This is a genomic window from Xanthomonas arboricola (genome assembly GCF_003353015.1).
In the GTDB taxonomy this organism is placed as follows: Bacteria; Pseudomonadota; Gammaproteobacteria; order Xanthomonadales; family Xanthomonadaceae; genus Xanthomonas; species Xanthomonas arboricola_E.
This window is the reverse complement of record NZ_QREM01000007.1, coordinates 1,007,529-1,021,957: the sequence shown is the minus strand read 5'-3', so window position 1 is coordinate 1,021,957 and position 14,429 is coordinate 1,007,529. Positions and strand designations below refer to the sequence as shown.

The 14,429-nt window shown below is 68.9% G+C and carries 14 protein-coding genes; 8 read left to right on the top strand and 6 right to left on the bottom strand.

From position 1 onward, the window contains the following. Window positions 1-14 precede the first annotated feature (14 nt). Window positions 15-371, top strand: coding sequence for a GFA family protein (locus tag C0541_RS07820; protein WP_115047192.1), 357 nt, complete (start codon window positions 15-17; stop codon window positions 369-371). Further along, window positions 368-1,171 (top strand): DUF4349 domain-containing protein, encoded by an 804-nt coding sequence (locus tag C0541_RS07815; protein ID WP_161959943.1) that lies wholly within the window; start codon window positions 368-370, stop codon window positions 1,169-1,171. Before C0541_RS07820 ends, C0541_RS07815 begins: the two co-directional genes overlap by 4 nt. A gap of 203 nt (window positions 1,172-1,374) precedes the next feature. Here the strand turns inward: C0541_RS07815 and C0541_RS07810 are convergent, their stop codons facing one another. Both C0541_RS07810 and C0541_RS07805 read right to left on the bottom strand, forming a co-directional pair. Then, entirely contained in the window at window positions 1,375-1,668 is a 294-nt protein-coding gene (locus tag C0541_RS07810) for a hypothetical protein (RefSeq protein WP_046964921.1), read from the bottom strand. 463 nt (window positions 1,669-2,131) lie between these two features. Beyond that, on the bottom strand, window positions 2,132-3,124 hold the full coding sequence (locus C0541_RS07805) for a LysR substrate-binding domain-containing protein (RefSeq protein WP_115047188.1): 993 nt from the start codon (window positions 3,122-3,124) through the stop codon (window positions 2,132-2,134). A gap of 170 nt (window positions 3,125-3,294) precedes the next feature. Between C0541_RS07805 and C0541_RS07800 the strand changes: the two genes are divergently transcribed. Then, a complete protein-coding gene (locus tag C0541_RS07800) occupies window positions 3,295-4,182 on the top strand; it encodes a DMT family transporter (protein WP_115047186.1) in 888 nt (295 codons plus the stop codon). A 67-nt stretch (window positions 4,183-4,249) separates the two neighbouring features. Here the strand turns inward: C0541_RS07800 and C0541_RS07795 are convergent, their stop codons facing one another. The 4 genes from C0541_RS07795 to trxA form a co-directional block, all read right to left on the bottom strand. Then, on the bottom strand, window positions 4,250-5,155 hold the full coding sequence (locus C0541_RS07795) for a peptidylprolyl isomerase (protein WP_115047184.1): 906 nt from the start codon (window positions 5,153-5,155) through the stop codon (window positions 4,250-4,252). Between the two features lie 136 nt (window positions 5,156-5,291). Beyond that, window positions 5,292-5,534, bottom strand: coding sequence for a DUF378 domain-containing protein (locus C0541_RS07790; protein WP_115047183.1), 243 nt, complete (start codon window positions 5,532-5,534; stop codon window positions 5,292-5,294). Window positions 5,535-5,704: 170 nt separating this feature from the next. After that, window positions 5,705-6,154, bottom strand: a complete 450-nt coding sequence (locus C0541_RS07785; RefSeq protein ID WP_115047181.1) for a DUF4442 domain-containing protein — start codon at window positions 6,152-6,154, stop codon at window positions 5,705-5,707. 785 nt (window positions 6,155-6,939) lie between these two features. Further along, the gene (gene trxA / locus C0541_RS07780) at window positions 6,940-7,797 is read right to left on the bottom strand and encodes a thioredoxin (protein ID WP_115047179.1); all 858 of its coding nucleotides are present in this window, start codon (window positions 7,795-7,797) and stop codon (window positions 6,940-6,942) included. Window positions 7,798-7,985: 188 nt separating this feature from the next. Here trxA and C0541_RS07775 point away from each other — a divergent pair, with 188 nt between their 5' ends. The 5 genes from C0541_RS07775 (at window position 7,986) to nadD (ending at window position 14,422) form a co-directional block, all read left to right on the top strand. After that, window positions 7,986-8,603: a DUF998 domain-containing protein gene (locus C0541_RS07775; protein WP_115047177.1), complete on the top strand. Its 618-nt coding sequence runs from the start codon at window positions 7,986-7,988 to the stop codon at window positions 8,601-8,603. 67 nt (window positions 8,604-8,670) lie between these two features. Then, window positions 8,671-11,313: a leucine--tRNA ligase gene (leuS, locus tag C0541_RS07770; RefSeq protein WP_115047175.1), complete on the top strand. Its 2,643-nt coding sequence runs from the start codon at window positions 8,671-8,673 to the stop codon at window positions 11,311-11,313. A gap of 396 nt (window positions 11,314-11,709) precedes the next feature. Beyond that, window positions 11,710-12,351: an LPS assembly lipoprotein LptE gene (gene lptE / locus C0541_RS07765; protein WP_115047173.1), complete on the top strand. Its 642-nt coding sequence runs from the start codon at window positions 11,710-11,712 to the stop codon at window positions 12,349-12,351. A gap of 179 nt (window positions 12,352-12,530) precedes the next feature. After that, entirely contained in the window at window positions 12,531-13,559 is a 1,029-nt protein-coding gene (gene holA / locus C0541_RS07760) for a DNA polymerase III subunit delta (RefSeq protein WP_115047171.1), read from the top strand. A gap of 179 nt (window positions 13,560-13,738) precedes the next feature. Then, window positions 13,739-14,422: a nicotinate-nucleotide adenylyltransferase gene (gene nadD, locus C0541_RS07755; RefSeq protein WP_238601284.1), complete on the top strand. Its 684-nt coding sequence runs from the start codon at window positions 13,739-13,741 to the stop codon at window positions 14,420-14,422. Window positions 14,423-14,429 lie beyond the last annotated feature (7 nt).

Genomic DNA, 14,429 nt, shown 5'->3' with positions numbered 1-14,429 from the left:
CAAGGAGGATCACCATGCATTACGCCGGTAGCTGTCATTGCGGACGCATCGCGTTCGATCTGGAGACCGAAGCGCCGATCACCGAGGCCTACGACTGCAATTGCTCGTTGTGCCGTCGCCGCGGCGGCCTGCTGTGGTTCGGCACGCGCGTGCAGTTGCGTCTGCAGGGGGAGCCCGAGGCGCTGGGAACCTATCGCTTCAACCAGCAGCACATCGATCACCACCATTGCCCGCAGTGCGGCATCGCGCCCTTCAGCGAGGGGGTGAACTCCAAGACCGGCCAGGCCAGTGTGGCGGTCAACCTGCGCTGTCTGCCGCAGCTGGACCTGGCCGCGCTGACTGTGCACGCGGTCGATGGAGCCAGCCGGTGAGGCGCCGGATGCAGCGGTACGCGGCCGGGTTGCTGCTGGGCTGGGCGCTGAGCGGATGTGCCAGGCCGCCGGCGGAGATGGCGGCAGACGGTGGCGCTCCGGCGCCGGCACCGCCCGCCGCGCAAGGCAACGCGCTGGCCTATGAGCACGATGTGCAGATCACGTTGCCGGCCGACCAGATCGGCCAACGCATCGCGGCGGTCCGCACCGCCTGCCAGTCGGCGCAATTTGGCGATTGCGCGCTGCTGGCCGTGGAGCAGAGCGGTGGGCGCGACCCCAGTGGCAGCGTCAGCGTGCGGATGGCGCCGGACGGCATCGAGCCGCTGGTGCAACTGGCCGGCCAGCAGGGCGAAGTCGCCGCGCGCAGTACGCGTGCCGAGGATCTGGCGCAGCAGATCGCCGATACCGGACTGGCCCAGGCGCGTCTGCAAAAGGAACACGCCCGCCTGCTCGAACTGCAGCAACGCCGCGACCTGGCCGTGACCGATCTGCTGGCGCTGTCCAAGCGGCTGGCCGAAATGGAGGCCGAAGTACAACAGGCCCAGCAGGACGCCGCGCAGCAGCAACGACGCGTGCGCACGCAGCTGCTGACGCTCAACTTCCGTGGCACCGGCGGCGAACAGGGCAGGGGCGAGATTGCCGAGGCGGCCGCCGGGTTCGGCCAGGTCTTCGCATCCAGCGTGGCGTTCGTGATCCGCGCGGTGGCGGCGTTGCTGCCGGTGGCGGTGGTGGGGCTGATCGTCGGCTGGCTGCTGCTGCAGGCGTGGCGCTGGCGTGCGCGGCGGCGCCGGATGTCCTGATCGACCGCGCGGCTGGCTGGCGATGCCGTGCCGGCCGCGCGTGTGTTGGATAGGCGCCTATGTCAGGCAGTTACTCGGCGCGTCGCGCTGTTGTGGATCGCTTTCAGTGATGCCGCTCATCTGCGATGACGGCGCAGCGCCTCGGTGCGACATCGTCACCGACCGACTGCGCACAAGCGCAGCGCAATCGGTACGACGTCCGCTCAGCCTTCGTCGAATTCGTACTCGACGAACACATCCAGCTGCAGCGCCAGTTCCTGCACGGCGTCGCGCACCTTCTGCGCAGTGGCCTCGTTGCCGGCTTCCACTTCGAACTCGTGGCTGCCCGGGCCTTCGTCGTCGGACAGGCCGGCCGAGCTGGAATCGTCGTCGTCCAGATGCGGCATCAGGTCGTCGACTTCTTCCACGTGCTCGATGCCTTCGATGCTCTGCAGCAGGTTGGCGATGGCACGCGCGTCGTCGTCGGTGCCGGTGATACGCATGCGAAGAGTGGGCATGGGAACGTCCTGGGGGTTGGGGAGCTAAAGCCTAGGCATCGGCAGGACAAAACGAGGTGATGGTGTGCGCTGGATGCCCCATCGCGTCTGTCTCCCAGCGAGCGCTTTTGCCGCTCGAGAGAAGGCCCCTTTCCTGCGGGGTGCCAAGGCAGCGCTTGCGCGCCACTGACGCGCGCGTGTCCAGGATCCCGCCGGCGCAACCAGAAGTCCCTCTCTTGCGGGAGAGCGGTTGGGGCGAGGGGACAAGGCGACGCCACACTTGCACGCGCAGTCCGCCAGGCGTCGCTCGTTCCCTCATCCGCCCCTGCGGGGCACCTTCTCCCGCAGGGAGAAGGGACAGCCTCCGGGCTTCGCTGCTACCCCTTCGGACACCTTTTCCCCGGGAAGGGGCAATGTCCCGGAGGCAGAAATGCAGAAGTGATGCTTGCGCCCGGGTGTATGCAAGGACGATTGCTGTGCAACCTCATTCCGTTGCAGACGCCTTGCGCGATCGTCGCCGCGCACGCGGCTCACTCAGCGACTCGCTCGCCGGCAACGCCAGCAGCTCTGCTGGCAATGCGGGCATCGGGGTACGTTCGTCCATGGCTTCGCGCTTGAGCCATTCGATGAACAGCGCCGCCGCGGGGCTGGGCTCGCGGTGGCTGGGGTGCACGATGTAATACGCGTAGCGGGCCTTGAGCGTGGGGCCGGGCAGGCGTACCAGTTCGTAGCGTTGCAGGTAGGGCTGGGCGATGTGCTTGCGCGCCAGCACCGCGCCCAGGCCATAGACCGCTGCGCGCATGGCGTCGGTGCTGTCGTTGAAGGAGTGCATCGGTGGCAACGCGGTGCCGCGCACCTGCGCAGCACGGAACCAGTCGCGCCACCCCTGCGGCGACATGTCGCTCAGCAGCGGCAATTGCGCGATCTGCGCCGGCGTGCGCAGTGCCGCCACTTCCGGCAATGAAGGCGAGGCCACCGGGAACAGTTCATCGTCCATCAAATGGTGCGAGGTCAGTCCGGGCCATGCGCCTTGTCCATAACGGATGCCCAGTTCGGGGCCGCCCTCCTCGAAGCGCGAAAACGCCGGGTCCGATTGCAGATCCAGGCGGATATGCGGATGGGCGCGACAAAAGCGCGGCAGGCGCGGCAACAGCCAGCAGTACGACAGCGAGCGCAGGGTGGTCACGCGCAACGGGATGGCGTCTTCGCGCGGGTGCAGGTTGCCGGCCACCGAGGCGATCTCGGCCAACGCAGCGGTAGCGGCGTCGGCCAGCTGGCGGCCCTCGGCGGTGAGCTTGACCCCGCGCGGCAGCCGCTGGAACAAGGTCACGCCCAGCAGCGCTTCGAGCTTGCGCACGTGATGGCTGACCGCACTGGCGGTCAGATGCAGTTCTTCGGCGGCATGCGCGAAGTTCTGGTGGCGCGCGGCGGCGGCGAACACGCCAAGCGCGGGCAACAGGGTGGGGCGCAGGTTCATCGAGGCATGAGTGAGATTTGTGGCTCGCCTCGATACTACGCGCTTGTCGCGCCTGCGGTTGCAACCGATGCTGCAGGACCCCATCGCGACGATCGTGCCATGTCCACCTGCCTGCCTGCTGTTGTCCTCTGCGGTTCCAGCACATCACGGCAGCCTGCGCAGGTGGGGCAATGAGCGCGCAACCGGCGCCGCAGCCGGTCGTTGCCACCCGCGACTGGCGTACCCCGCTGGAGCTGGGGTTTCTCGGCATCGTGTGGGGCTGCTCGTTCCTGTTCATGCGCGTGGCCGCACCCAGGTTCGGCACCGTGGTGCTGGTGGAAATCCGCCTGGCGCTGGGCGCGGCGGTGCTGCTGCCGTTTTTGTGGCTGGCGCGCGAGCGCTTCCCCTTGCACCGTTGGCCGATGCTGGCCGTGATCGGCGTGTTGAACTCCGCCTTGCCGTTCCTGCTGTTCGCGTGGGGCGCGCAGCACGCGCCGGCCGCGATCGGTGCGATCTGCAATGCGATGACGGTGTTGTTCACCGCCTTGATCGCCTTCCTGTTCTTCGGCGAGAAGATCGGCACGCGGCGCGCGCTGGCCTTGCTGATCGGCTTCATCGGCGTGCTGGTGCTGGCCACCGGCAAGTCGGCCGGGTTGAGCGTGGGGCCGGCGGCACTGGCGGGTGCCACCGCGTCGCTGCTGTACGGCATCGGCTACAACCTGGTGAAGCGCCACATGGGCGACCTGCCACCGGCGGCGTCGGCCGCCTCCACGCTGGGCTGCAGTGCGTTGCTGCTGGCGCCGCTGGCCTGGTGGCAGTGGCCGACCACGCCGGTGCCGGCGGTGGCCTGGGCCTGCGCCACCGCGCTGGGCGTGGTGTGCACCGGGCTGGCGTTCCTGATGTATTACCGCCTGATCCAGCGCATCGGCCCGGCACGCGCCTCCACGGTGACCTACCTGGTGCCAGTGTTCGGCGCGCTGCTGGCCTGGTCGCTGCTGGGCGAGCCGCTGACCTGGACCATGCTGGTGGCCGCGGCGCTGATCCTGGGCAGCGTCGCCTTCAGCCAGCGCGCCCGTTGAGCACGCGCGCCCGAAGTTGCGAAGACGCCCGAGACCGGCCCTGCTTTCCCGAATCCCGATTCCCGAACTAGCCAGCAGGCGGCGCCCGCACCGGCAACGGCACATTGCACAGATCGATATGCCCGGCCGGGCGCTTGTAGAAATCGTCCTTGCGATTGCGGCGCGCTTCGGCCACATCGCGGAAGGTCTGGCTGTCGGTGCGCAGCAACTGCAGTGGCGTGCGTTCGGGCAACGGCACCTCGCTGGCCAGGCGGATGGCGCGGATCGGCGAGCGCTGCGCGGGGTCTTCGTAGAAGCCCATCGGGTCCGGCCCGCGCGGGATCACGCTGAGCAACTCCATGCCCTTGACCACGCGGCCGACCACGGTGATGTTGCGGTCCAGCTGGCGTGGCGACTGCCCGGTGACCACGTACAGCTCGGCACCGATGCTGCTGTCCTCGTCGTTGTTGCGGCCGGCGCCCAGGGTGCCGTAGCAATGCGCCAGCCAGGTCTTGCCGCTGGCGCTGTCGCGCCCGACCGGGAAGCCATCGACAAAGCCCACCTGCGCCGCCCAGCCATCGCTGTCGGGCAGGCGCTGGAAGTCCAGGCCCTGCGAGGCGCGTTCGAATTCGGCCGGCAGGTGCGTCTTCGCCGAACCCAGCGATTTGGCCTTGGCCGGCGTCTCGCCATCCGGGTCGCCGAACTGCACCACGAAGTTGTCCTGCGAGCGATAGATGCTGAGCCCGTCCCAGAAGCGTTCGTGCGCCAGGGTGCGGATGTTGCCGACGTGCGCGGGTGCGAACTGCGGCGCCAGCTCGATGATCACCCGTCCGCCATCCAGTTCCAGGTACAGCGTGCGCGCGGGGTCGAGCACGCGCCATGCACTGGCCGGCGAGGCGTCCAGGATCTGTTGCGGGCTGCGATAAGCCGCGTTGGCGGCAGCGGGCAGCACCAGGGCAAGCAGGCAGGCGGAAGCAACGGTGCGCAGAAGCATGAAGGCAGCCAGCGGGGGAGATGCCCGATTCTTGCCGACCACGCGTCTGGACGCAAAGCGCGTGGTCGCATGGCGGCACGCCGGCCAACCGTGCCGGCGTGCTGCGATGACGCATCTGCCTGCCGCAGCTGCGTGCTTAGGGCGTGTTGCGCACGTGCGGGCTGGTGTGGTGAACCGTGTTGCCGTGGTCGTTGCGGAACAGCGGGACCAGCTGCCACAAGGCGCAGATGCCGACCAGCGTGTAGACCACACGCGACAGCAGGGCATCCTGGCCACCGAACAGGGTGGCGACCAGGTCGAGCTGGAACAGGCCGACCAGGCCCCAGTTCAAGCCGCCGACAATGAGCAGCACCAGGGTGACGACGTTGAGCGTTTTCATGAAGACAGTCCGTGTGGGTAGGAGAACCCAGAGTCCGCATGCCGCGCGCAACACCTCGTGAGCGTGCGCGGGGCGGTGACGGGCGTGCGCACGCCGCGATCACAGCCAGCCGACGCGCATCGGACCGCTGCACTGTTGCCACCATCGGGCAATGCGCAGGCGGCGCAGCGTCAGCGTGCCGGTTTGCGCTTGACGTACAGCTGCTTGCGCACCCGCGCCACCACCTCGCCCTGGCCGTCGTGCACCGCGTTTTCGAACCAGCGCAGATGTTTTTCGCCATTGGCGGTGGCCGCACGCAACTCGGCCAGCACGCTGTCGTCGATGACGAACTCCGCGCTTACCGTGCCGCGCCCGGGCCTGACGAACTCGATGCTGCCGGCCTTGTCCCATACGTAGTAGTCACGCCCCAGGTTCTGCATGGTCAGCAGCATCCAGAACGGATCGGTCATGGCGAACAGGCTGCCGCCGAAATGGGTGCCGACGTAATTGCGGTTCCACGGCCGCTGGCGCAACTCAACGCGGGCGTAACGGTAATCGGCCGACAACACGGTGACATGGATGCCGGCAAACAGGTACGGCGGCCACAGGTTGATACCGAGCTTGAACAGGGTAGCGCGCATGCGGCCGGGTTCCTTGGCGAGGGCAGGTGCGCAGCATAACATTCGCATGCGTATGGTGGCGTGTCGCAGATTGGCATCGCAGCGGTCGTGGTCGTGCTGCAGGCCGGTCCAGCCGGCGCGTCATCGGCGGTCGCGCAGTCGCTCGGAGTGCCTCTCCGCTTGGTGCACACCCGGGCAGCGGCCCGCCGTGGCGGGGCAGCCCTGGTAGGAGCGGACCTGGCCGCGACGGCGCACTACCCGGGACACCCCTGTCAGCGACTGGTGGCAAGGCCTCGTCGCGGCCGGGTCCGCTCCTACGTGTCCATGTGGCGCTGCAGCGCCATCGGCTGCCAGAACACCAGTGGCGGTCGCGCAGTCGTGCGGGGTGCCTCGCCGCTTGGTGCACACCCGGGCAACGACCCGCCGTGGCGGGGCAGCCCTGGTAGGAGCGGACCTGGCCGCGACGGCGCACTACCCTGGGACACCCTTGTCAGCGACTGGTGGCAAGGCCTCGTCGCGGCCGGGTCCGCTCCTACGTGTCCATGTGGAGCCGTTACGTGGACACGTGGCGCCGCAGCGTCATCGGCTGCCAGAACACCAGTGGCGGTGGCGCAGTCGTGCGGAGTGTCTCGCCGCTTGGCGCACACCCGGGCAGCGGCCCGCCGTGGCGGGGCAGCCCTGGTAGGAGCGGACCTGGCCGCGACGGCGCACTACCCGGGAAACCCCTGTCAGCGACTGCTGGCAAGGCCTCGTCGCGGCCGGGTCCGCTCCTACGTGTCCATGTGGCGCTGCAGCGCCTTCGGCTGTCAGAACACCAGCGACGACATCTTGCGGCGGTAGCGACCAACCAGATCTTCGTCTTCGATGACCCGGAACGCGTCGATCAGGCTGCGGCGCGGCAGGTTGTCGTCGAAGCCGCGGTCCTGCCGCAGCATCTCCAGGAACTGTTCCAGCGCCGCCTCGTCGTTGCCCTCGAGCAGGTGGCGCACGCCGAGCAGGTGGCGCGCGCGCAGGTCGGCGCCGTTGGCGGCCACCGTCGCCTGCAATGCGTCGGCATCCGGCGCGTCCTTCAGCACATTGGCAAAGCCCAGCCGCGCCTTGGCGCGCACCGCACGGTCGTCGGTGGCCAGGTTGGCGGGCAGGGCGTCGATCAACTGCTCGGCCTCGGCGGTGTCGCCGGTCTTCAGCAGCGCCAGTGCCAGGTCCAGCCTGAGCTCGTCCTTGTCCGGCTCGGCGGCGATCGCCTCGCGCAGCGCGGCAACCTGGTCCTGCGGCTCAAGCGGCGCCGGCGGCAGGTCTTCCACCACCTGCGCCTCGGCCGGCAGCACGCCGTGCTGGGTCAGGAACTCGCGCACCTGGCCTTCCGGCATCGCACCCGGGAAGCCATCGACCAGCTCGCCGCCCTTGACCAGGAACACCGTCGGCACCGAGCGGATCTGGAACGCGGCGGCGATCTGCTGCTCCTTGTCCACATCGACCTTTGCCAGCGCGAAGGCGCCGTTGTAGTCGGCGGCGAGCTTTTCCAGGATCGGCGTCAACGACTTGCAGGGGCCGCACCAGGTGGCCCAGAAGTCCACCAGTACCGGTGTCGTCAACGATTTCTGCAGGACCTCGGTCTCGAAGGTGTCGGTGGTGGCATCGAATACGTGCGGCTTGTCGGACATGGGCTTCCAGAAGTGAGTGCGGCAACAGTGGGAGGTAATGGTGGCAAACCGGGCCGACACAAGGCTGGCCCGGTGCGGCGCTCCGGCGCGCGGCCGGCCGTCATTGCCGCAGGGGTTCACGCCAGGCGTGCCCGGGCCGACAATGCCGCGTCCTGGTGGCGCACGGCGCCCCGCTCCGGAGCAGCACAATGGGAAGTACCGACGGCGCGCAGCGCTACCTGGGCCTGGTCGCGGCCACCGTGTTCGTGCTGGCGGTGGCCGGTTTCGGCGCCACGCTGCCCGGCTATCTGCAGGCCAGCCACCCGGTCGCCTTGCTGGGCGCGGCGGGAGTGCCGCATGCGCTGGGCTTCAATCTGCTGGCCTTCGTGCTGGTGGGGGCGCTGGGCATGGTGACCGGGGTCAGCCTGCTGGCGCGCATGCCGCCCAGGGCGAGCTGGAGCCTGCGCGTGGGCGGGCAGCTGGTCGTGCTGGCCGGACTGGCCTTCGCCGGCATGGGCATGCTGCCGCTGGACCCTACCGACCTGGATGGCCGCGCCAGCCAGGCGCATGCCACCGCCTGGCTGCTATGGGCGGTGGCCTTCGTGCCGGCCATGCTGCTGATCGCCGCCGCGCTGCTCAACGCCCCCGCAACCCGTGGCCTGGCCTGGCTCAGCCTGGCAGCCGGCCTGCTGGTGGCAGTGCTGGCGTTCGGCCCGCCCGGCCTGCTGCGGCAGGCGATCGCCCAGCGGCTGGCGTTCCTGGCCTGGGTCGGCTGGCTGGCCGTGGCGGCCTGGAGCTGGCCGGCGAAGTCGCCCGCGCTGCGGTAACGGTTTGGAGCACCTGCTGCACTGCGGTACCCTGTGCCGCTTTGCACCGCCCGAGCATCCGCTCCCAATGTCCACCGTCGAACCGAACGCCTACGACCCGCAGCAGGTCGAAACCTCCGCCCAGCAGTTCTGGGATGCCATCCGCGCCTTCCAGGTCGACGAGACTTCGGACAAACCGAAGTTCTATTGCCTGTCGATGCTGCCGTATCCGTCCGGTGCGCTGCACATGGGCCATGTGCGCAACTACACCATCTCCGACGTGGTCAGCCGCTACAAGCGCATGACCGGCCACAACGTGATGCAGCCGATGGGCTGGGACGCGTTCGGGTTGCCGGCCGAAAACGCCGCGATCAAGAACAAGACCGCGCCGGCCAAGTGGACCTACGCCAACATCGAGCACATGCGCGGCCAGCTGAAATCGCTGGGCTATGCCATCGACTGGTCGCGCGAGTTCGCCACCTGCACGCCCGAGTACTACGTGCACGAGCAGCGCATGTTCACCCGGCTGATGCGCAAGGGCCTGGCCTATCGCCGCAACGCGGTGGTGAACTGGGACCCGATCGACCAGACCGTGCTGGCCAACGAGCAGGTCATCGACGGCCGTGGCTGGCGCTCCGGCGCCTTGGTGGAAAAACGCGAGATCCCGCAGTGGTTCCTGCGCATCACCGATTACGCGCAGGAACTGCTCGACGGCCTGGACCAGCTGGACGGCTGGCCGGACTCGGTCAAGACCATGCAGCGCAACTGGATCGGCCGCTCGGAAGGGCTGGAGATCCAGTTCGACGTGCGCGACACCGACGGCACCGCGCTGGATCCGCTGCGCGTGTTCACCACCCGCCCGGACACGCTGATGGGCGTGACCTTCGTATCGATCGCCGCCGAGCATCCGCTGGCGTTGCATGCGGCCAAATCCAATCCGGAACTGGCGGCACTGCTGGAAACACTCAAGCACGGCGGCGTGTCCGAAGCCGAGCTGGAAACCCAGGAAAAACGCGGCATGGCCACCGGCCTGACCGCGGTGCATCCGATCAGCGGCGAGCAGGTGCCGGTGTGGGTGGCCAACTTCGTGCTGATGGGCTACGGCACCGGCGCGGTGATGGCGGTGCCCGGCCACGACCAGCGCGATTTCGAATTCGCCAACAAGTACGCGTTGCCGATCGTGCAGGTGGTCAGGCTGCGCGAGCCGCGCAACGAAGAAGAGCAAACCTGGGACGCCACCCAGTGGCGCGACTGGTATACCGACAAGAGCCGCCCGCTGGAGCTGATCAACTCGGCCGAGTTCGACGGCCTGGATTTCGGCGGCGCCTTCGAGGCATTGGCCGAGCGCTTCGAGCGCAAGGGCCAGGGCCAGCGCCGGGTCAACTACCGCCTGCGCGACTGGGGCGTGAGCCGCCAGCGCTACTGGGGCTGCCCGATCCCGGTGATCTATTGCGCCAAGTGCGGCGCGGTGCCGGTGCCGGAAGACCAGCTGCCGGTGGTGCTGCCGGAAAACGTGGAATTTGCCGGCACCGGTTCGCCGATCAAGACCGACCCGACCTGGCGCCAGACCACCTGCCCGGACTGCGGCGGCCCGGCCGAGCGCGAGACCGACACCTTCGACACCTTCATGGAGTCGAGCTGGTACGTGGCGCGCTACACCAGCCCCAACGCACGCGACATGGTCGACCGCCGCGCCAACTACTGGATGCCGGCCGACCTGTACGTGGGCGGCATCGAGCACGCGATCCTGCACCTGATGTACTTCCGCTTCTATCACAAGCTCATGCGCGACGCGCGGCTGGTGGACAGCGACGAGCCGGTGACCAACCTGCTCACCCAGGGCATGGTCATCGCCGACACCTTCTACCGCGATGCCGACAACGGCGGCAAGGACTGGATCAATCCGGCCGACGTGGAGATCCAGCGCGACGAGCGCGGCCGCGTCACCGGCGCGGTGCTGATCGCCGATGGCCAGCCGGTGCATATCGGCGGCACCGAGAAGATGTCCAAGTCCAAGAACAACGGCGTGGACCCGCAGTCGATGGTGGCCAAGTACGGCGCCGACACCGTGCGGCTGTTCTCGATGTTCGCCGCACCGCCGGAGCAGTCGCTGGAATGGAACGAGGCCGGCGTCGACGGCATGGCGCGCTTCATGCGCCGGCTGTGGGTGCAGGTGCACAAGCATGTGGGCGAGGGCGCTGCCGCTGCACTGGATGCCGCCGCGCTGAACGCCGAGCAGAAGGCGATCCGCCGCAAGACCCACGAAACCATCGGCAAGGTGGACGACGACTACGGCCGCCGCCACAGCTTCAACACCGCCATTGCCGCGGTGATGGAACTGTCCAACGCGCTGGCCAAGTTCGACGATGCCAGCGCGCAGGGCCGTGCAGTGCGCCAGGAGGCCCTGGAAGCGATGGTGTTGCTGCTCAACCCGATCACCCCGCACGCCAGCCATGCGCTGTGGCAGGTGCTGGGCCGCGACGAGACGCTGCTGGAAGATGTCGCGTTTCCGCAGGTCGATGCCGCCGCGCTGGTGCGCGACGCGCTGACCCTGGCGGTGCAGATCAACGGCAAGCTGCGCGGCACCATCGAGGTCGCTGCCGATGCCGGACGCGAGCAGATCGAAGCGCTGGCCCAGGCCGAGCCGAATGCGGCCAAGTTCCTGGAAGGGCTGAGCGTGCGCAAGATCATCATCGTGCCGGGCAAGATCGTGAACATCGTGGCGGGTTGATCGTTGTTGATCGGTCGCGTTGCCATCGCCGTTCCGGGTAGTTCGCCGGCTCGGCGTGGCAATGCGGCTGCAAGGCTGCTGCGGCAATTTGGCGTGTGTTACACAGGCGCGTGGTGGTCGCCGCAGCGGTCCTGGTCAATTCACTGCACCGGCGCGTGACGACACGCCGGTGAGATTGCTGGGTGGCTTCTGGTCATTCATTTCACTGGCGCGTGGCGACGCGTGAGTGGCGTTTGCGCAGTGGTTCCTGGTCATTCGTTGCACCGGCGCGTGGCGACGCGTTTTTCATCCTGGCCGCCGCAGTTTTACTGCGGCGCCTCTCAAGCCCCGTTCACGCGGTGTCGGGCAGGCTAGCCGCCTGTTGCCGCCGCCGGGGCGCTCATCCAGACTGTGCCCATGATTCGATTTCCTACTGCCTTCGCTGCGTCCCTCGTGCTCGTCTCGAGCCTCACCGCCTGCGGCTTCCATCTGCGCAACTCGCTGGCGCTGCCGCCGGACACCCCCGCGGTGAAGGTGCAGTCCGCGGTGCAGTACAGCGAGCTGGCCAAGTTGCTGCGGCGTGGCCTCAAGGCCGCCGGCGCCACCGTGGCCGACGAGGATGCCAAGACCGGCTTTGCGCAACTGCAGGTGCTGTCCGAGCGTTGGGGCGATCTGCCGATCGCCATCGACAGCCAGGGCCGCGCGCAGGAGTACAGCCTGCGCTATGCCGCCATCTTCACCGTCACCACCGCCAACGGCTCGGTGCTGGTGCCGCAGCAGGTGATCGAGCTGTCGCGCGACTACGTGTCGCCACCGGTGGACGCCACCGGTACCGCGACCGAGCGCGAAATCCTCGCCGACGAATTGCGCAAGGACATGTCGGCCTCGATCCTGCGTCGCATCGACAGCGTCGTGCGGGCGCGTGTGGAGCGCGGCGAGACGCTGGAGAGCACACCCAGTGCGCCGCTGCAGCCGGCCACCACACCGCCGGTGCAGCCGTCCACGCCGGAATCGAGCGTGCCGGCATCGCTGCCGCCCGCGTCTTCGTCGAATAACTGAGCCGGTGATCCGCCCGTCCGTGCAGCTGCCGGGCAACCGCGTCCGGTGTCCGGAGCTGGCCTGCGCCAGGCGCCGGTGGCGCTTGCGCGGTAGCCTTGCCGCGACGACCGCTGCCGACGCTGGCTTGTCCGGTATGGTGCAGTCACGCCTGCCTTCGTAGTCATGGAGCTTCCGTAGTCATGGAACTTCGCCCAGAACAGCTGGCCGGCCAGTCCAGCCAGCCGCTGCAGCCGGTCTACCTGATCGCCGGCCCGGAAACCTTGCGGGTGCTGGAAGCGGCCGATGCCGTGCGCGCACGCGCGCGCGCCGAAGGCATCAGCGAGCGCGAAGTCTTCGACGCCGACGGGCGCGAATTCGACTGGAACCAGCTGGATGCGACCTTCAACGCGCCCAGCCTGTTCAGTCCGCGCCGGCTGGTGGAAGTGCGCCTGCCCAGCGGCAAGCCGGGCAAGGACGGCGCCGAGGTGATCACCCGCTTCTGCGCCAACCCACCACCGGACGTGGTGCTGCTGATCACCGCCAACGACTGGAGCAAGGCGCACCAGGGCAAATGGGCCGATGCGGTCGGCCGCATCGGCACCATTGCGGTGGCCTGGGCGATCAAGCCGCATGAGCTCTCCGACTGGATCGAGCGTCGCCTGCGCAGCCACGGCCTGCGTGCGGACGCCGCCGCGGTGCAGCGCCTGAGCGAGCGGGTGGAAGGCAACCTGCTGGCCGCCGCGCAGGAAATCGACAAGCTGGTGCTGCTGGCCGACGGCAAGGTGCTGGACCTGGAGGCGATGGAATCGCTGGTCGCCGATGCCGCGCGCTACGACGTATTCCGCCTGGCCGAAACCACCTTTTCCGGGCAGCCGGCCGCAGCGGTGCGCATGCTCGCCGGCCTGCGTGCCGAAGGCGAGGCGGTGGCCGCACTGATGCCGATCCTGATCAAGGAGCTGCTGCGCACCGCGGCGCTGGCCAGGGTGCAGGCCAACGGCGGCAACCTCGCTGCCGAAATGAAGGCGCAAGGCCTGTGGGAATCGCGCCAGGCGCCGTTCAAGCGCGCGCTGCAACGGCACCCCGAACCACGCCGCTGGGAGCGCTTCGTCGCCGAAGCCTCGCGGGTCGATCGCATGGCCAAGGGCCGCGCCGACGGCGACCCCTGGGTCGGCCTGGAACGCCTGCTGGTGGCCGTGGCCGAAGCCCGCGCGGTGAGATTGCTGGCGTGAACGCCGGCGATGCCGCCCCCGGTGATCGCGCCTGCGCCAAAGATGCGCGACCCGTCTCCTCACGCAGCATCCCCCCCGGCCAGGCCACAGCTGCGGCCACCCCCGGCAGCGCGGCCCGCACCTCGCCGCCCACCAACGCCCACCCGGCAGCGCCGAACCCGCGCTCTTGCGATTCCCCAATCCCGATTCCCGATTCCCGGCCTCACCTCTACTACGGCGGCACCTTCGATCCGGTCCACCTGGGCCACCTCGCCATCGCCTGCGCCGCGCGCGACGAGCTGGGCGCGCTGGTCCACCTGGTGCCCGCCGCCGACCCGCCGCACCGTCCCGCACCCGGCGCCAGCGCCGCACAGCGTGCGCACATGCTGGAGCTGGCGCTGGCCGATACACCAGATCTGGTGCTCGACACCCGCGAACTGCGCCGCGCCAGCCACGGTGGCGCACCGTCCTACACCGTGGAGACCTTGCGCGAACTGCGCGACGAGCTCGGCCCGACGACACCGATCGCCTGGCTTCTCGGTGCCGATGCCTTTATCGGGCTGAGCGGCTGGCACCAGTGGCAGGCCTTGTTCGGGCTGGCGCATTTCGTCATCGCCGCACGTCCGGGCGCCCCCCTGGACCTGGCCGACGCGCCGCAGCTTGCCGCAGCGGTGCAGGGCCGCTGGGCCGACAGGGCCGGCGACCTGGGCACCTCGCCGGCCGGCCGCCTGTGGTCGCTGCAGCAGCCGTTACGCAGCGAATCGGCCAGCGCGGTGCGCTCGCGCATCGCCAGCGGCGGCGCCTGGCAGGCGCTGCTGCCGGCGCCGGTGGCGGCGTTTATCGTGCAGGAAGGCCTCTACGGGCAGGCCCGGCCGACCGGCTGAACACGCG